The sequence below is a fragment of the Pseudomonas sp. B2021 genome (genome assembly GCF_018135665.1).
GTDB classification, from domain to species: domain Bacteria; phylum Pseudomonadota; class Gammaproteobacteria; order Pseudomonadales; family Pseudomonadaceae; genus Aquipseudomonas; species Aquipseudomonas lactis.
On sequence record NZ_SMOF01000001.1, the window covers coordinates 2,517,815 to 2,534,206 of the forward strand.

Below are 16,392 nucleotides of genomic sequence, written 5' to 3' on the forward strand. Positions count from 1 at the left end.
GTAACCACGATGCGAAGCGAGCCGCTCTTGATCTTGCTCTTGATCTGCTTTTGATCTCAGGCGCCCCGTTAAACCACGCTGGCCGAACGCAGGCTTGAATTCGTGGGTAACCCGGCAGGACGCCGGGTTAGCCGCCCCGCGCCATGGATGGCGCGTGGCGGCGGCCCACGGATTCAAGCCTGTGTTCGGGCACACCGAGCCTAGGCGAGGTGCCGAGTGGTGGGGCAAGAGCCCTTTTGGTTACTTTTGGCTGGGCCGGCATTCCGGGCTCTTTTCCAAAAGTGACCCGCTGTCAGAGCGGAACCCTAAGTGGCCGTTACCGCAGGAATGGATATGTACACGGTCCAACTGTGCCGCCTGCCAGGCCGCCTTCGCGAGCAAGCCCGCTCCCACAGTTTGATCGCAGGGTGTCAGGTAGGTAAGTGTTGGCTGGTAGGCCGCCATCGCAGGCAAGCCAGCTCCCACATTTGGATCATGGGACTTCAGGTAGATAGGCGCCGGCTGTCAGGCCGTCACGGGCCTAGCCCGGGTTGAACAGCACCTGCTGCATCGCCTGGGGCGGCTGCCCGAAGGCCCTGAGAAATGCCTGGCGCATACGTTCGCGATCACCAAACCCGGTTTCGCGCGCCACCACTTCCACCGGGTGCCGGCTGATTTCCATCATCGCCCGCGCAGCTTCCACCCGCAGGGCCTCGATAGCTTTGGCCGGGGTCTGCCCGGTTTCTTCGCGAAACACCCGACTGAACTGGCGCGGGCTGAGCCGGGCAACGTCGGCCAGGGCCTCCACGGATAAATCCTGCGTAAGATTCTCGCGAGCGTAAGCCAGGGCCAACTGCACGCGGTCGGACTTGGGGTCCAGCTCCAACAAGGCCGACAATTGCGACTGCTCGCTGCCCCGACGTTGGGCAATCACCAGCTTGCGCGCAATACGCCGGGCCAGGTCGCTGCCCAGGTCGTCCTCCACCATCGCCAGCGCCAGGTCGACCCCCGCGCTCATGCCCGCACCGGTCCACACCTTGCCGTCGACAATGAACAACTTGTCTTCTTCCAGGCGGATATCCGGGTAGCGCTTGCGAAATGCCGGCGCATGGATCCAGTGGGTGGTGGTGCGCTTGCCAGCCAGCAGGCCAGCCTCGGCCAGTACAAAGATGCCCATGCATAACGACGCCACTCGGCGCGACTGCGCGGACGCGGCCTTGACCAGCTCCAGCAGGTTGGCCTCCGGCAGGCGAAACTCCAGGTAGCCACTGACAATCAGCGTGTCATAGCCCTCTGGCCGCAGCGCACTGGTGTTCACCGAAAAGCCCTGTGAGGTCATCACCGCGCCGCCGCTTTCCGACACCAGGTGAAACTCATAGGCCGGCTCGCCGCACAGCAGGTTGGCGCACTCGAACACCGAGCCCAGGCTGAGGCTCAACGACTGGAAATTCGGGTAAACCATCAGCGCAACGCTGTGCATTGCATCTCTCCAAGGGGCGGGGGAGAGGCGATTGTCGGCGCGTGCCCGGCAAACGGCAACCGACTTTGGTGCATGTCCGCAATCCTTGCGGATATGACATTGTGAGCCAATGCCTGGCTGCCTAACATGGGGCCAACTGTTATTCACACCGATCGAGGCACTGGAAAATGAAAGTATTAATGGTACTGACCTCTCACGACCAGCTTGGCGATACCGGGCGCAAGACCGGCTTCTGGCTCGAAGAATTCGCCGCACCTTATTACGCATTCAAAGACGCTGGCGCCGAGGTGGTGTTGGCTTCCCCGGCCGGTGGCCAGCCGCCGCTGGACCCGAAAAGCGATGAACCGGATGCGCAAACCGAGCAGACCGAGCGCTTCGCCAAAGACCCGGCTGCGCAGCAAGCCTTGGCGACCACCGTGAAGCTGGACTCGGTCAACGCCGCCAACTTCGACACCGTGTTCTACCCAGGCGGCCACGGCCCGCTGTGGGACCTGGCGGAGTCGCCGGTGTCCATCGCGCTGATCGAAGCCTTCGAGCGGGCCGGCAAGCCCATCGGCTTTGTGTGCCATGCACCGGGTGCTTTGCGTCACGTCAAGGCGGTTAACGGTGAGCCATTGATCAAGGGCCGCCGCGTCACCGGGTTCTCCAACTCGGAAGAGGCCGCCGTGCAGTTGACTGAAGTCGTGCCGTTTCTGATTGAAGATGAATTCAAAAAACTGGGCGGCCAGTATGAGAAGGGCGCTGACTGGCAATCCTTCGTCCTCGTCGATGGTTTGCTGGTGACTGGGCAAAACCCAGGCAGCTCCAGCGAAGTGGCCAAGGCCCTGCTGACACTCTGCGCTTAAGTTAATCCACTGATTTATACGGTGGCGACTCCCAGGAGTCGCCACGGTTTTCGTTCGTCCTGAATTTGGAATATCTCCGTGCCTGACTGCATCCTGAACACCCCGATCAAGCTGGGGCATCACCGCTTGAACAACCGTGTCGTACTCCCGCCGCTGACCCGCCAGCGCAGCGCCCAGCCGGGTAATATCGCCACCGACCTGATGGCCGAGTATTACCGTCAGCGGGCCAGTGCCGGGTTCATGGTCAGCGAGGGTACGCAGATCGAACCCCGGGGCCAGGGCTACGCGTGGACGCCGGGCATCCATACACCGGCGCAAATCCAGGGTTGGCGCAAAGTCACCGCAGCGGTGCATGCCGAGGGTGGGGTGATCTTTGCCCAGCTATGGCATGTGGGGCGGGTGTCCCATAACGCGCTGCAACCTGACGGTGGTGCGCCGGTGGGGCCGTCTGCGCTGGCGGCGTTGCAAGCCAAAGCCTTCATTGAAACCGGGCCGGGTGTGGGTGAACTGGTACAGCCCCCCGTACCCCGTGCCTTGACCACGCTGGAAATCGAAGAGCTGGTGGGGCACTACGCCCAAGCTGCACGCAATGCCCTGGACGCCGGGTTCGACGGTGTGGAAATTCACGCGGCCAACGGCTACCTGGTCAACCAGTTCATCTCGGCCCATTCCAACCTGCGTGAGGATGAGTACGGCGGCTCGCTGGACAATCGCCTGCGCTTGCTGCGCGAGATTGTCGAAGCGGTGTGCAAGGTGGTGGGGCCGGAGCGCCTGGGCGTGCGCTTTTCGCCGCTGTTCAGTGGCACCGATCAGGACCGGGTCTACATCGGCCTGGTGGAGGAAGACCCGCACCATACCTATATCGAAGCGATCAAAGTGCTGGAAGCGTCGGGCATCGCCTATGTGTCCATTGCCGAAGCCGATTGGGACAACGCGCCCGACCTGCCCGACACATTCCGCCAGGCCGTGCGCCGCACCTTCAGCGGCAGGATCATCTACGCCGGGCGCTACACCGCCGAGCGCGGCGCACGGCTGGTAGAGGCCGGGTTGGCGGACTTGATCGCCTTTGGACGGCCCTTCATCGCCAACCCGGACTTGCCCCAGCGGCTGTTCAATGGCTGGCCCTTGAATGCGTTGAAGGCCGAAGGTTTGTATGGCGGCACGCAGGCGGGGTATGTGGATTATCCGGTGTATGCCCAACAGCTTTGATAGCCCATGATGGCCTGTGTTTGATCCAGTGTGGGAGGAGGCTTGCCCTAACGCCGATCAGTTAAATGAACGCAATGCTCGAAGCAATGAAGATCAAATGTGGGAGCTGGCTTGCCTGCGAAAGCGGGCGTGCAGTAACAGATACAGTGACTGACACACCACCTTCGCGGGCAAGTCGAATCGCCTCACTCCACCCGCAACACAATCTTGCCGATATGGTCCCCACCTTCCATCCGCGCATGGGCCTGGGCGGCGTCGGTGTAGGCGTAGACCTGGTCGATCATCGGCAGGCAACGCCCGGCACTGAGTACCGGCCACACGTGTTCGCGCAGGTGCTGGGCAATTTCGGCCTTCTCTTCTCGAGTGCGGGCGCGCAGCAGTGAGCCGGTGATCACCGCGCGTTTGCCGAGGATGGTCAGCAGGTCGACGTCGTTGGCCTTGGCGCCACCGAGAAAACCGAGGATCACCAGGTGGCCGTCCATGCCCAGGGCCTTGAGGTTGTTGTTAAGGTACGAGGCACCCATGATGTCGAGGATCACGTTGACGCCCTTGCCGTCGGTTTGTTTGGCGATGACCTCGGCAAAGTCCTGTTCGCGGTAGTTGATCGGCTCGGCGCCGAGCTTGGCAATCGCTGCGCATTTGTCGGCGCTGCCGGCCGTGGCGAATGCCTGGATGCCGAATTCCTGGCAGAGCATCAACGCGGTGGTGCCGATACCGCTGGTGCCACCGTGGATCAAGACGCGCTGGCCTTTCTGGGCTCCGCCGAGGCCGAACAGGTTGGCCCACACCGTAAAGAAGGTTTCCGGTACGGCAGCGGCCTGAATCCAGTCCATGCCCGCGGGGATCGGCAGCGCCTGGCTGGCCGGCACCGCGCAATACTGCGCATAGCCGCCGCCATTGGTCAGGGCACAGACCTTGTCGCCCAGGCTGTATTCGTTCACGCCAGTGCCCAGCGCCACCACTTCACCGGCCACTTCCAACCCCGGAATCGGGCTCATGCCGGGCTTCATCGGGTATTTGCCCGCGCGTTGCAAGGCGTCTGGGCGGTTGACCCCGGCGGCGTGCACGCGAATCAGAATCTCGCCTGGCCCGGCCACCGGTACGTCGGCGCTGCGTGGCTGCAAGACCTCGGGCCCGCCAGGGGTGGTGATTTCGATCAGGGTCATTTCTTGGGGGAGCGTCATGGAAAAGTTCCTGTAGCGATGAGCGTATGGGTTGGGACCGTAGCGCGGGGTCGGCAGTTCAGCAAGATCATGCCGGGTTCTTTGGGCAATGCAAACGCAGGATTTCAGCACAAGCCTGCAAGTGCGGCGACGCGGTGTTGGACACACTGACTGTCGGTCATTTTCGACGCAAACAGGTGGCATATGAACCAAGCAAGAAATCAGGACATCGGGCTGTTGTTTTTGCGGGCCAGTGGGGCATTGTTCCTGCTGTGGGTGCATGGGTTGCCCAAGTTGCTGCACTACAGCGAACAACTAAAGCTGATCGAAGACCCGTTTCACCTGGGCGCGTCTATCACCTTGCTGCTGGCGATTTTCGCCGAGGTGCTGTGCCCATTGCTGATCCTGGCAGGCGTGCTGGTGCGCCTGGCGTGCCTGCCGATTCTGGCGGTGCTGGTCATCGCTTTGCTGGTGGTGCACCCGGAGTGGACGCTGTTCGAAGGGCAGTTCGGTTGGCTGCTGCTGATCATCTTCACCAGCGTGCTGATCGCAGGGCCAGGGCGGCTGGTGTTGAGCCAGCGTTTTGCCTGAACAAAAAAGCCGGGCGAACCCGGCCTTTTGCCGTCTGCCTTCTGTAGGAGCGAGCTTGCTCGCGAAAAACTCATAGACGCCGCGTTCATTCAGCAAGCACGCGTTATCGTTGACGTTCTTCGCGAGCAAGCTCGCTCCTACAAGTGCATCGAGGTATCAGCGGTTCAGGAACGCCAACAGGTCTTCGTTGAGCTGTTGAGCGTGGGTCACGGCAAACCCGTGCGGCGCATCCTTGTACACCTTCAATTGCGCGCCCTCGATCATCTGCGCCGCGACTTTGCCGGTGGTGTCGAACGGCACGATCTGGTCGCCGTCGCCATGGATCACCAGGGTCGGTACGTCGATCTTGCCCATGTCCGGGCGGAAGTCGGTTTGCGAGAACGCTGTGACGCAATCCACGGTCGACTTGAGCGAGGCAAGCATGGCGATCTGCAGGGTTTGGCTGAGCACACCCTCCGAGACGTGCTGGCCTTTATTGAGACCGAAGAACGGCGTGTTGAAGTCGCTGATGAACTGCGCACGATCCTTCAGCAGGCCGGCCTTGATGCCATCGAACACCTCGCCAGGCACGCCTTGGGGGTAATCGGCTTGCTGGCCGAAGATCGGCGTGACCGCGCCAAGCAACACCAGGCCGGCGACACGGGCACTGCCGTGGCGGGCGATGTAGCGCGCCACGTCACCGCCACCCATGGAGAAGCCCACCAGGGTCACTTCCTGCAGGTCCAGGTGTTCGATCAACTGGGCGATATCGTCAGCGAAGGTGTCGTAGTCGTTCCCGGTCCATGGCTGGTCCGAGCGGCCAAAGCCACGACGGTCGAACGCAATGGTGCGAAAGCCACGGCTGCTCAGGTATTCCATCTGGTATTCCCACATGTCCGCATCCAGCGGCCAGCCATGGCTGAACAGCACGGGCTTACCGCTGCCCCAGTCCTTGAAGTAGATCTGTGTACCGTCTTTGGCAACGAATGTGCTCATCTGAAACTCCTTGCAGGGCTGAAAAAGGGCGGTGAAAAAACCGCATCACTATTGCCGTAAACCTGGGCCCAGGCTTGTATGGGTGTGCTTGTCTCACCAACTGAACTTGAGCTCCATGCCCAGGTAACTGCTGTCGTGCCCACCGGCATCACGCAGGGTCTGGCCCACCGCGTAGTGCACCGCCTCGACCGCACCGCTGAGGTTGGGCGTAAAGGCGTAGTCGGTGCGCAGTTGGCCGTAGGCGCCGGTCCAGCGCTCACCTTGGCCCGCCGTGCCCGCCACGGCCAGGTTGGGCTGGGCGTAGACGGCGTCTGCGGTGGTCTGCCGCCACAGCAGGCCGACAGCGGTTTGCACGCTGAGCTTGGCGATGGGCTTGACGGTAATCGACGGCTTGACGTGGATCAGGTTGCTGTAGCCGGTATAACCCGCCAGGGAAAAGTAATAGCCATTGGGGAACAGCGGGTTGAAGGTGCCGACCTTGCCGTCATGGGCCTTGCGGTCACCGGAGGCGATATCCAGTTGCAGGCCGATACGCGGCTTCCAAGCCAGCGTGTCAAAGGTGTAGCCGGTGCGGCTGCCACCGGCCCAGGCGCGAATCGTCTTGCTGCCCACCGAGCCGCGTTGCAGCATGGCTTCGACATCCCAGTCGAACCCCTGGGCTGCGCCACCGAGGCGGGCGTCTAGCAACTGGCGGGTTTCGTCGCCGTCGGCGTCCAGGTAATGGGCGGCACTGCGCTCGTATATGCCGTAATAGGCCGACAGCTCATTGGTGCCGCCCACCAGCCGCTCGACCCGTAGCATGTGGAAGCGCGCGTCGCTGTTGGACTTATCGTCGAAATGCCGGCCATCCTGGTACTGCACCGGTTGGCTGGCGATCCCGATAAAGCGCCATTGCGGCGTTTCCCAGTCCGCCCACAACGCATCGAAGGACTGCCGCACATTCGGGCCGTCCCGTGACGAGATGAAGCGCTGCAAGTCGAAGGCGAAATCCTGGCGGCCAGCCCTTGCCTTGAAGGTGCCAGCGCTGAAGGTCTTCACGTATTCGGCAAAGGCCAGGCGCAGGTCGACGCGGTTCTGGTCGGCACCGCCAATCGTGGTCTTGTCATAGGCCCGCACATCTTCCAACTGGGTGAACAGCCGCCAGTGTTCGTTCAGGTGCAAGTCGGCGTGCACCTGAAAGCGCTGGATCAGGTAGCGGTCACGCGCTACATCCCGCACGCCGAACCCGCTGGCGTCGTTCATCTCGAAGCGTTCACGCAAGGTTGCGCCCAACGACAAGTAGGTGAACGGGTTGGCGGCGGACAGTGGGATGTACTTGAGGTTGTCCAAAGGTTGCGTGCGCAATGCCGGGTCCTTGAGCACAGACCAGTCTTCCTGCCAGCGGTTGGCCTTGATCGCCGGGCGAACCGGCTGGTCGTCGGCCTGCACGCCGCCAGCAAGCAACGGCCACAGCACCGCCAGGCTCCAGCCTGCGTGACGAATCATTTTGCCGCGCTGAGTTGGTGGATTTCTGCGACATAACCGCCTGGGAACTCCACCAACGCACTGCGCCGACCTTTGCTGTCGAACGCCGGCACCAGCACTGTGGCGCCAGAGCCAGTGGCCTTGCCCAGGGTGGCGGCCAGGTCGGTGACCTGATAACCGGTGGTGTCGTGGCCGAACGGGTAGGGCAGTTGGCCGTTGGTGACCAGCACCGCCATGCGCCCGAACGGCGATTCGATATCAACCCGGCGGTAGTGGCCGCCGGCCTGGCCGACATCAACGCCTGGGGCGTGCTTGTCGTCGCTCAACACCTTGCCGTGGGAGAAACCCAGGAACGCCTTGATAAACCGCTCGGCGCTGTCGTTGGACACATACACACGGTTTTCCGGCACGGTGTCGAAGGCGGCGTAATCCGGGGTCTTGGTGTGCCAGTACAGCTGCATGTTCACGCCCCCCGGCCATTGCACCACGGCATCACGGCCGATGGGGTCGGGGAAATCGCTGACGATCACGTCGGCGCCATTTTCCCGCGCGGCCTTGAGGGCCACGTCCATGTCCTTGACCAGATAGCCGTTGCGTTCCTGGCCGAAGGGGTGGGGTACGGGGGTGGTAAAGCCGAACAACGACACGGTGCCCGCCGGGGTCTGCAGCAGTTGCGAGGTGGTGCTGCTCGGCACCGGCAGCACGTTGACCACGACCTGGGGCGTGCTTTTGCCGCCGAAGGTGGCGAGGAAACTCTGGGCAAAACGGTCCACATCGGTCGGTGCCACATACACATGGCTGGTGTCGTACTGCGGCGCCACGGCCACGCTTGGGGTGGCGGCGAACGCGCTGCTCATCATCGCACTTGCCAGCAGCGTCAATGCCAGCGATACCTTGGTTGTTGTGTTACCCATGCCCGTTCTCCAGCGCTTATGAGGGTTCGAAAGCGGTGAGGTTAGGGGGGGCAGGGTTGTGGGGGATTGTATGGACGTGCTCGGTTGAACGTTTCAGCTACGCGGTCCAGACAGCGGCCGCCTATCTACCTGACACCCCTCAACCCAAATGTGAGGGTTAACTTGCCTCTACCTGACACCCCCGCAATCAAACTGTGGGAGCGGGCTTGCTCGCGAAGGCGGCCCAGCAGTCAACACAGTTGGATTGGGTACATATCCATTCCTGCGGTAACGGCCACCTAGGGTTCCGCCCTGACGGCGGCTCACTTTGCAAAAGCGGCAAAGTAAGCAAAACGCTCTTGCCCCACCACTCGGCACCTCGCTTAGGCTCGGTGTGCCCGAAATCCGCCGGCATCCCTGCCGGTTTACCCCCCAAATCCCTGTCGAATTTCGGCCAGCGTGGTTTAACGGGGCGCCTGAGATCAAGATCACAAGCAGATCAAGAGCGGCTCGCTTCGCATCGTGGTTAGTGTGGAGTGTGCAACCTGCAGGTTGTGCATCTACTGCACTACCGCTTTCGCAGGCAAGCCAGCTCCCACATTTGATCTTTGTTACCTTGAGCGTTGCGTTCGCTTGACTGCTCGGCACTGGGGCTGCCCACACATTTGGATCGCGGGGCATCAGTTAAATAGCCGTTGTCTGTCACGCCACCATGATGATCTTCGACACCAATTCCACCACCGTCTTGGCCTGGAGTTTCTTCATCAGCCGCGCCCGGTGCACCTCAACGGTGCGGTGGGAGATTGCCAGGCGCAGGGCGATTTCCTTGGATTTGAAGCCGTTGACGATGTGCATGGCGATTTCCCGCTCACGGGGCGTGAGGTCGCCGGTGCCCTGGTGCATGCGGTCCAGGCGTTCGAAGTGCCAGATCATCAGTTTGAACGGGTCTTTGGGCGTGAGGGTGTAGCCGTGGGATTTGGCCCAGAACACCTCGCCGTTGTGGTGCTGCATGAAGCGTTCATCGGAATAAAAGCCGTTGTCGCTGTCGAGCAGCCAGTCATGGCTGCGCTTGCCGATGGCGTGGTAGTCGGCCTGGGACGGGTAGATCAGCAGGGTCAGTTGGTTGACCAGTGCATCGCGCGTATAGCCGAACAGCTTCAGGAAAGCGTCGTTGCAGTCGAGTATCACGCGGTCGCTGGTGACGATCTGCGGGGCAGGGGACAGCTTGAACGCCAGGCGTTCGAGGTCGGGAAATTGCTGGGCTAGCGCGGTCATGGGGCATCCTGCCTCGTTGTTCAATGCCCTGGGGCGCTACTTACCCGTGTAAGTAGTTACACGAATTGGCGCACGATCAGGGGTGGGTCATTGTAAGTAAAGTCCGAATCAAGAACAGAAGAAATTGATTATGCCTGCTGATTGCGTCTCCATTGTTGCCGCTGGTCACTCCCGCTTTGGTCGCCTGGAAGGCACGACGCTGGAAGATCTGATCGTCCAGGTTACCCGGGAAGCCTTGAGCGATGCCGAGATTGACGCGTCGCAAATCGATGCGTTATTCCTCGGCCATTTCAACTCGGGGCTGGTGCCCGATGGGTTTGCCGCCTCATTGCTATTGCAAGCCGACCCCGGGCTGCGCTTCAAACCGGCTACCCGCTGTGAAAACGCCTGTGCGTCCGGCTCGGCGGCGATTCAGGCGGGGGTCAACGCGATCCTCTCCGGCAGCGCTGAGCTGGTGCTGGTGGTGGGCGCCGAGAAGATGACCCACACCAGCACTGCCGCGGTCACCCAAGCCTTGGCCGGGGCCGGCTACCAGAACGACCCGGCCGAAGCCGGCCTGAGTTTCCCCCAGTTGTTCGGCCGCGCCGCGCGCCAATACGCCGAGCGTTACCACTGCCCGCTGGGCTCGATGGCGGCCATCGCCACCAAAAACCACTCCAATGCCATGGCCAACCCGCTGGCGCAGATGCATCGGGAGATGAATTTCGAGCACTGCAACAACGTGTCCCAAAGCAACCCGTTCGTGGCTGACTCCCTGCGCCTGACCGATTGCTCACTGATCAGCGACGGCGCCGCCGCGATCATCCTCGCCTCGCCCAAACGTGCGCGCGCGTTTCGTCGCGAGGTGCAGATACGTGCAATGACCCAGGTCAACGACACGCTGCCCATCGCCCAACGCGACATCCTCGCCTTCGAGGGCCCACAGCGGGCGATTCACTCAGCATTGCGCGGCGCAAATGTGACCCTGGCCGACCTGAGTTTCGCCGAGGTGCACGACTGCTTCACCATCGCCGAGCTGCTGATCTACGAAGCCATGGGCCTGGCGCCCAAGGGCGAAGGCCATCGCGTGCTCGACAGCGGCGTGGTGCGCGCCGGCGGGCGCTTGCCGGTGAACCTTTCCGGCGGGCTCAAGGCCAAGGGACACCCCGTCGGCGCCACAGGGGTGTCCATGCATGCCCTGGCGTTCCGGCAACTGACCGGCGAGCCGATTGGTCTGACGGTGCCCAACCCAGAGTTCGGCCTGGTGTTCAACATGGGCGGCATGGCGGTGGCCAACTACGCCTCGGTCCTGCAGGCGCGCCGGAGCTGAGCCATGAACATTGCCAACTGGCTGCACGATACCCAGCGCCGGGCCCCGCACCGCCCGGCTTTGTTCGACGGCAGCGTGCTAGTGGCCGACTACGCCACCTTCGCCGCCCACGTTCGCCAACGCGCCGCGCAGTTGGTGGAACAGCATGGCCTGGTGCCGGGGGACGCCGTGGCGCTGCTGATGAAAAACAGCTGCGACTACCTGGAACTGCTCTACGCCATCTGGTGGATGGGCGGGGTGGCGGTGCCGATCAACGCCAAGCTGCACCCCAGCGAAGCGGCGTGGATTGCCGATAATGCCGAGGCGCGGTTGATCTTTACCGACGGCGGCCAAGTGTTTTCTTCGCGAGATTTGCCTGCGCGTTGCACGGAACTGGACGGCCACCCGCTGCCGCCCAGTCATGGTTGGCCGACCCTGGAACAGCCGGTGCCCCGCCAGGATCACGACCTCGCCTGGCTGTTCTACACCTCCGGCACCACCGGGCGCTCCAAGGGTGTGATGCTGTCCCACGGCAACCTGATTGCCATGTCGCTGTGCTACGCCACGGATGTCGACGCGGTGAGTGCCGACGATGCGGCGCTGTATGCCGCGCCCATGTCCCACGGTGCCGGCCTGTACAACTTCATCCATGTGCGCTGCGGCGCCCGCCATGTGGTGCCGGCCTCCCATGGCTTCCATGCCGCCGAACTGTTCGGGCTGGCCGAGCAGATGGGCGATGTGTCGTTGTTTGCTGCGCCTACCATGGTCAAGCGCATGGTCGAACAGGCGCGGCGCCAGGATTATCACGGCGCCGGCATCAAGACCATCGTCTACGGCGGCGGCCCCATGTACCTGGCCGACCTGCGCGAAGCGGTCGACACCTTCGGCCCGCGCCTGGTGCAGATCTACGGCCAGGGCGAGAGCCCGATGACCATCAGCGTCTTGCCCCGCGCCTTGATCGCCGAGCGCCAGCGTCCCGACTGGGCCACCCTGGCCGCCTCGGTGGGCCACGCGCAAGCCTGTGTGGAGATCCGCATCCTCGATGCCGAGCGCCAGCCACTGCCCACCGGCCAGCGCGGCGAAATCGCGGTGCGTGGCGCCACGGTGATGCAAGGCTACTGGCGCAACCCGCAAGCCACGCGCCAGACGCTGGTGGATGGTTGGCTGCTGACCGGCGATATCGGTTACCTCGACCCGGCCGGCTACCTGACGCTCACGGACCGCTCCAAGGACGTGATCATCAGTGGCGGCAGCAACGTGTACCCCCGTGAAGTCGAGGAAGTGCTGGCCCAGCATCCCGAGGTGTTCGAAGTGTGCGTGGTGGGCGAGCCGGACGCGCAATGGGGTGAATCGGTGGTGGCCTTCGTGGTGACCCGCAGCGGTCAGCCCCTGGACGAAGGCGAACTCACCGCGTGGTTCCTGGCGCGGATGGCCTCGTTCAAAAAACCAAAAAAATATGTGTGGCGCAGCGACTTGCCCAAGAACAGCTACGGCAAGATTCTCAAGACCGACTTGCGGCAGTGGTTGAAAGCAGCGAGTATCGCCGCGCTTTAACATGGATCGATAATCAGACAAGGAGTCCCCACGATGGGCAATCCCGCACAAGACACCGTCCGCAAGCGCCGCCGTGCGTTTCTCGGTGCCACCTCCGGCCACTTGATCGAGTGGTACGACTACGGCGTGTATGGCTTTCTCGCGGTCTATATTGGCCAGGCGTTCTTCGTCTCCGATGACCCCACCACCAGCCTGTTGGCCAGCTTTGCCGCGTTTGCGCTGAGCTTCTTTATCCGCCCCTTGGGTGGGCTGTTCTTCGGCCCGCTGGCGGACAAGATCGGCCGGCGCAAAACCCTGATCATGGCGCTGGTGATGATGACCGGCTCCACGGTGATGCTGGGCCTGTTGCCGACCTACGCCAGCCTGGGCATCGCCGCACCGATCTTGTTGATCCTGGTGCGCTGCGTGCAGGGCTTCTCGGCGGGCGGCGAGATCGGCACCGTCACCAGCTTCATCTCTGAATACGCCGGCCCCGGTCGCCGCGGCTTTGCCACTTGCTGGCTGATGGTCACCGCCGTGCTCGGCCTGCTGCTCGGTGGCGCCGTGGCCAATGGCATGACCTGGGTGCTGGGCGCCGAGGTCATGCAGGAATGGGCCTGGCGCGTACCGTTCCTGATCGCCGCGCCCCTGGGCTTTATCTCCATGTACATCCGCCTCAAGCTCGAAGACAGCCCCGAGTTCCTCGCCTTGCAACGCGCCGGGCAAACCTCCCGGGCGCCGCTGCGTGAGGTCTGGCAATGGAAGCGGGCAATTGCCCTGGTGTTTTTTATCATCACCTTGCACAGCTCGATCTTTTACCTGGTGCTGACCTTCGCCTCGACCTACATGGCCAAGATCCTCAAGTTCGACAGCGGCACCACCTTGCTGTACGTGTTCGTCGCCAGCTTCTCGGCGGCCTTCGTGATGCCGTTTGGCGGAGCCTTTACCGATAAATACGGGCGCAAGCCGTTCCTGATGGTGATCGGCACACTGGCGACCCTGGCGATGTTCTGGCTGTTCAAATCCGCCCCGACCGCCACCCCGGCGACCTTCTTCGCACCGTTGATGGCGGTGGCGATTTTGTTCGGGCTGTATGCATCCTCGACCTATGCGCTGATGAGTGAGCTGCTGCCCACGCGCATTCGTTCTACCGGGATTGCGGTGGCTTATAACGTGCCGGTGGCGGTGTTCGGCGGCAGTGCGCCGTTGATTTCCACCTGGCTTATCAAGGTGACAGGCGACATTACCTCGCCGTGGTATTTCTACGTGGCGACCGGGGTGGTGTCGTTGCTGGCGTTGGTGGTGTTGCGCAAGGAAGATTTTGTCGCCAGCGCTCACTCCACGGCAGTGCCTGCCAGCGCTGCGCTGGCTTGAAGCACGAACACCCCGTAGGAGCGAGCTTGCTCGCGAAAAACGCAAAGGCGCCGCGCTTCTTCAGGATGCACGCGTTATCGTTGACGCTTTTCGCGAGCAAGCTCGCTCCTACAGGTACAGAGAATTGCCATGCCGGCCACCCGCTTGACCCTGATCTGCCACGCCATCACGCCCCTGCAAAAGCAGGGGCGTTTTCCGGATGACGAGTCCGTCACGATGGACTGGCAGGGCGCGGCCCTGTCCCTGGCCGGCCGCTACAAACAACAGGCACGCCTGCTGTGCGGCCCCGAGGCCAGAACCCGCCAGAGCGCTGGCTTGTTCGGCGATAACGCCCAGGTCGACCTCGCCTTACGCGACCTTGATGTCGGCGCATGGAAAGGCCAGCGCATCGGCCAACTCGACAGCGCAACCTTGAACACCTGGGCCACCGACAGCGCCAGTGCAGTCCACGGCGGCGAGTCGGTGGGTCAGTTGTGCATTAGGGTTGGCCAATGGCTCAACTCCCTCGAAACCCACCCCGGCCATGTCATCGCCGTGACCCACCCGTTCGTCATCCGCGCGGCGATGCTGTCCGTCATGCAGTTGCCGATCTCGATGTTCTACCGGATCGACGTCGAGCCATTGTCCGCCACCGAGCTACGCTTCAACGGCGTGTGGCGCCTGCGCCTGGAAACTTCCGCCTGATTCCCGGAACATGGCAAAATCAACGCCCCGCACTGAGAGCACCCCATGAAACGCATCCTGATCATCGGCATTGGCGCCGGCAACCCTGACTACATCACGATGCAGGCCGTGAAGGCGCTGAACCGTACCGACGTGTTCTTCCTGATGGACAAGGGCCAGAGCAAGGACAAGCTGATCGACCTGCGCCGGGAAATCTGCGACACCTACATCACCGAACCCGGCTACCGTTTTGTCGAGGCCGATTGCCCGGAGCGTGTGCGCGGTGAGATCGACTACACCACCGCCGTGCAAGACCTCAACCGCGATAAGCAGCAGACCTTCGAACGCATGATCAACGAAGAAATGGCCGACGGCGAAGTGGGGGCGTTCCTGGCCTGGGGCGACCCGGCGCTGTACGACAGCACCATTCGTATCTTGCAGGCGATTCTTGCCAGTGGTCGCTGTGTGTTCGAGTTTGAAGTGATCCCCGGTATCACCAGTGTGCAGGCCCTGGCGGCGCAGCATAAGGTGCCGCTCAACCGCATCGGCAAGTCCATCGAAATCACCACCGGGCGGCGCCGGGCGGCGGGGCAGGCGAGTGATGCCGATACCCTGGTGGTGATGCTCGACGCCGAAGATTCCTACCGCAGCGTGGCGGATCAGGACCTGGATATTTACTGGGGCGCTTACCTGGGTACGCCGGATGAGATACTGATCAGCGGCAAAGTGGCACAGGTGGCAGAAGAGATTGAACGGGTACGCAAGGCGGCGCGTCTGGAAAACGGCTGGATCATGGACACCTATTTGTTGCGCAAACCCTGAGGTAAACACGATGCTCAAACAGCTTGCCTTCGCCTTGGCCCTGGTGGCCGGCGCCGCTCATGCCGATAGTGGCTTGCACACCGACTTGCCGTTGTCCTATCTGGAACAGACCCAGGGCGATGCGCGCAACCAGCCGCTGGTGATCTTCCTGCATGGTTTTGGCAGCAACGAGGAAGACTTGTTTGGCATCAAGGACGCGTTGCCGTCCACCTGGACCTACCTGTCGGTGCGTGCGCCACTGCCGGTGGCGCCGCAGGGTTATCGTTGGTTTACCAAGACCGATGAGCCTGAGTACAACGGCGAGACCGACGAACTGTTCAGCAGCGCCCGGCTGATCAAGGACTTTGTGCTCAAGGCCACCGCCAAGTACCACACCCAGAGTGATCGGGTGTTCCTGGTGGGGTTCAGCCAGGGCGCGATCATGTCTTACGAGGTGGCCTTGCGTGAACCCGAATTGGTACGCGGTATCGCCGCGCTCAGTGGCAGCGTGCTACCAGTGCTCAGGTCTGCGCTGAAACCGGATGCGTCGATGGGCAAGCTGGCGATCTTTATCGGCCATGGCACTTTGGATCAGGCGCTGCCCTTTAGCTCGGCCACGCAAGCGAATAAGGTGCTGGCGGGGTTGGGGCTCAAGCCGGAGTTTCATGAATACCCGGGGATGAATCACACCATCAGCGAAGCGGAAATCCAGGACTTAAAAGCCTGGCTAGAGAAAAGCCTGAAGTGAAATGCGCTTAAAAATGTGGGAGCTGGCTTGCCTGCGAAGACGGCCTGACAGTCAACACAGTTGGACCGTGTACATATCCATTCCTGCGGTAACGGCCACTTAGGGTTCCGC

At 62.3% G+C, this 16,392-nt stretch carries 15 protein-coding genes; 9 read left to right on the forward strand and 6 right to left on the reverse strand.

From position 1 onward, the window contains the following. Nucleotides 1-520: 520 nt before the first annotated feature. Nucleotides 521-1,459, reverse strand: coding sequence for a GlxA family transcriptional regulator (locus E1K68_RS11375; protein ID WP_003190599.1), 939 nt, complete (start codon nt 1,457-1,459; stop codon nt 521-523). A 167-nt stretch (nt 1,460-1,626) separates the two neighbouring features. On the opposite strand from E1K68_RS11375, the gene E1K68_RS11380 reads away from it, so the two are divergent. Together E1K68_RS11380 and E1K68_RS11385 are read left to right on the forward strand one after the other, a co-directional pair. Further along, complete coding sequence (locus E1K68_RS11380; RefSeq protein ID WP_003190601.1) at nt 1,627-2,304, forward strand: type 1 glutamine amidotransferase domain-containing protein; 678 nt, start codon at nt 1,627-1,629, stop codon at nt 2,302-2,304. A gap of 78 nt (nt 2,305-2,382) precedes the next feature. Further along, nucleotides 2,383-3,513, forward strand: a complete 1,131-nt coding sequence (locus E1K68_RS11385; RefSeq protein ID WP_057710045.1) for an alkene reductase — start codon at nt 2,383-2,385, stop codon at nt 3,511-3,513. A 185-nt stretch (nt 3,514-3,698) separates the two neighbouring features. Here E1K68_RS11385 and E1K68_RS11390 read toward each other — a convergent pair whose 3' ends face one another. Then, on the reverse strand, nt 3,699-4,697 hold the full coding sequence (locus E1K68_RS11390; protein ID WP_034133826.1) for an NAD(P)H-quinone oxidoreductase: 999 nt from the start codon (nt 4,695-4,697) through the stop codon (nt 3,699-3,701). A gap of 183 nt (nt 4,698-4,880) precedes the next feature. Between E1K68_RS11390 and E1K68_RS11395 the strand changes: the two genes are divergently transcribed. After that, nucleotides 4,881-5,267: a DoxX family protein gene (locus tag E1K68_RS11395; RefSeq protein WP_034133827.1), complete on the forward strand. Its 387-nt coding sequence runs from the start codon at nt 4,881-4,883 to the stop codon at nt 5,265-5,267. 156 nt (nt 5,268-5,423) lie between these two features. Here the strand turns inward: E1K68_RS11395 and E1K68_RS11400 are convergent, their stop codons facing one another. The 4 genes from E1K68_RS11400 to E1K68_RS11415 form a co-directional block, all read right to left on the reverse strand. Further along, complete coding sequence (locus tag E1K68_RS11400) at nt 5,424-6,242, reverse strand: alpha/beta hydrolase (RefSeq protein ID WP_212614107.1); 819 nt, start codon at nt 6,240-6,242, stop codon at nt 5,424-5,426. A gap of 93 nt (nt 6,243-6,335) precedes the next feature. Then, nucleotides 6,336-7,727, reverse strand: a complete 1,392-nt coding sequence (locus tag E1K68_RS11405; RefSeq protein WP_212614108.1) for an alginate export family protein — start codon at nt 7,725-7,727, stop codon at nt 6,336-6,338. Next, entirely contained in the window at nt 7,724-8,620 is an 897-nt protein-coding gene (locus E1K68_RS11410; RefSeq protein ID WP_212614109.1) for a glyoxalase, read from the reverse strand. The genes E1K68_RS11405 and E1K68_RS11410 overlap by 4 nt, the downstream gene beginning before the upstream one ends. Nucleotides 8,621-9,301: 681 nt before the next feature. Continuing rightward, nucleotides 9,302-9,874 (reverse strand): LuxR C-terminal-related transcriptional regulator, encoded by a 573-nt coding sequence (locus E1K68_RS11415; RefSeq protein ID WP_003190613.1) that lies wholly within the window; start codon nt 9,872-9,874, stop codon nt 9,302-9,304. A gap of 130 nt (nt 9,875-10,004) precedes the next feature. Between E1K68_RS11415 and E1K68_RS11420 the strand changes: the two genes are divergently transcribed. From E1K68_RS11420 to E1K68_RS11445, 6 genes are all read left to right on the forward strand, one after another. Continuing rightward, nucleotides 10,005-11,183, forward strand: a complete 1,179-nt coding sequence (locus E1K68_RS11420; RefSeq protein WP_003190614.1) for an acetyl-CoA acetyltransferase — start codon at nt 10,005-10,007, stop codon at nt 11,181-11,183. 3 nt (nt 11,184-11,186) lie between these two features. Continuing rightward, nucleotides 11,187-12,716 carry an AMP-binding protein gene (locus E1K68_RS11425; protein ID WP_212614110.1) on the forward strand — a complete coding sequence of 510 codons (1,530 nt, stop codon included), beginning with the start codon at nt 11,187-11,189 and terminating at the stop codon, nt 12,714-12,716. Between the two features lie 33 nt (nt 12,717-12,749). Continuing rightward, nucleotides 12,750-14,069, forward strand: coding sequence for an MFS transporter (locus E1K68_RS11430; RefSeq protein WP_034133832.1), 1,320 nt, complete (start codon nt 12,750-12,752; stop codon nt 14,067-14,069). A 129-nt stretch (nt 14,070-14,198) separates the two neighbouring features. Then, the gene (locus E1K68_RS11435; RefSeq protein WP_003190619.1) at nt 14,199-14,753 is read left to right on the forward strand and encodes a histidine phosphatase family protein; all 555 of its coding nucleotides are present in this window, start codon (nt 14,199-14,201) and stop codon (nt 14,751-14,753) included. Between the two features lie 45 nt (nt 14,754-14,798). Further along, the gene (cobF, locus tag E1K68_RS11440; protein ID WP_212614111.1) at nt 14,799-15,554 is read left to right on the forward strand and encodes a precorrin-6A synthase (deacetylating); all 756 of its coding nucleotides are present in this window, start codon (nt 14,799-14,801) and stop codon (nt 15,552-15,554) included. A gap of 10 nt (nt 15,555-15,564) precedes the next feature. After that, nucleotides 15,565-16,281: an alpha/beta fold hydrolase gene (locus E1K68_RS11445; RefSeq protein WP_003190623.1), complete on the forward strand. Its 717-nt coding sequence runs from the start codon at nt 15,565-15,567 to the stop codon at nt 16,279-16,281. Nucleotides 16,282-16,392: the final 111 nt, after the last annotated feature.

Coding starts and splice junctions, on each gene's coding strand:
- cobF (WP_212614111.1), top strand. CDS start 14,799: ATGAAACGCATCCTGATCATCGGCATTGGCGCCGGCAACCCTGACTAC.
- E1K68_RS11390 (WP_034133826.1), bottom strand. CDS start 4,697: ATGACGCTCCCCCAAGAAATGACCCTGATCGAAATCACCACCCCTGGC.
- E1K68_RS11445 (WP_003190623.1), top strand. CDS start 15,565: ATGCTCAAACAGCTTGCCTTCGCCTTGGCCCTGGTGGCCGGCGCCGCT.
- E1K68_RS11375 (WP_003190599.1), bottom strand. CDS start 1,459: ATGCACAGCGTTGCGCTGATGGTTTACCCGAATTTCCAGTCGTTGAGC.
- E1K68_RS11430 (WP_034133832.1), top strand. CDS start 12,750: ATGGGCAATCCCGCACAAGACACCGTCCGCAAGCGCCGCCGTGCGTTT.
- E1K68_RS11395 (WP_034133827.1), top strand. CDS start 4,881: ATGAACCAAGCAAGAAATCAGGACATCGGGCTGTTGTTTTTGCGGGCC.
- E1K68_RS11410 (WP_212614109.1), bottom strand. CDS start 8,620: ATGGGTAACACAACAACCAAGGTATCGCTGGCATTGACGCTGCTGGCA.
- E1K68_RS11425 (WP_212614110.1), top strand. CDS start 11,187: ATGAACATTGCCAACTGGCTGCACGATACCCAGCGCCGGGCCCCGCAC.
- E1K68_RS11420 (WP_003190614.1), top strand. CDS start 10,005: ATGCCTGCTGATTGCGTCTCCATTGTTGCCGCTGGTCACTCCCGCTTT.
- E1K68_RS11435 (WP_003190619.1), top strand. CDS start 14,199: ATGCCGGCCACCCGCTTGACCCTGATCTGCCACGCCATCACGCCCCTG.
- E1K68_RS11405 (WP_212614108.1), bottom strand. CDS start 7,727: ATGATTCGTCACGCAGGCTGGAGCCTGGCGGTGCTGTGGCCGTTGCTT.
- E1K68_RS11400 (WP_212614107.1), bottom strand. CDS start 6,242: ATGAGCACATTCGTTGCCAAAGACGGTACACAGATCTACTTCAAGGAC.
- E1K68_RS11380 (WP_003190601.1), top strand. CDS start 1,627: ATGAAAGTATTAATGGTACTGACCTCTCACGACCAGCTTGGCGATACC.
- E1K68_RS11415 (WP_003190613.1), bottom strand. CDS start 9,874: ATGACCGCGCTAGCCCAGCAATTTCCCGACCTCGAACGCCTGGCGTTC.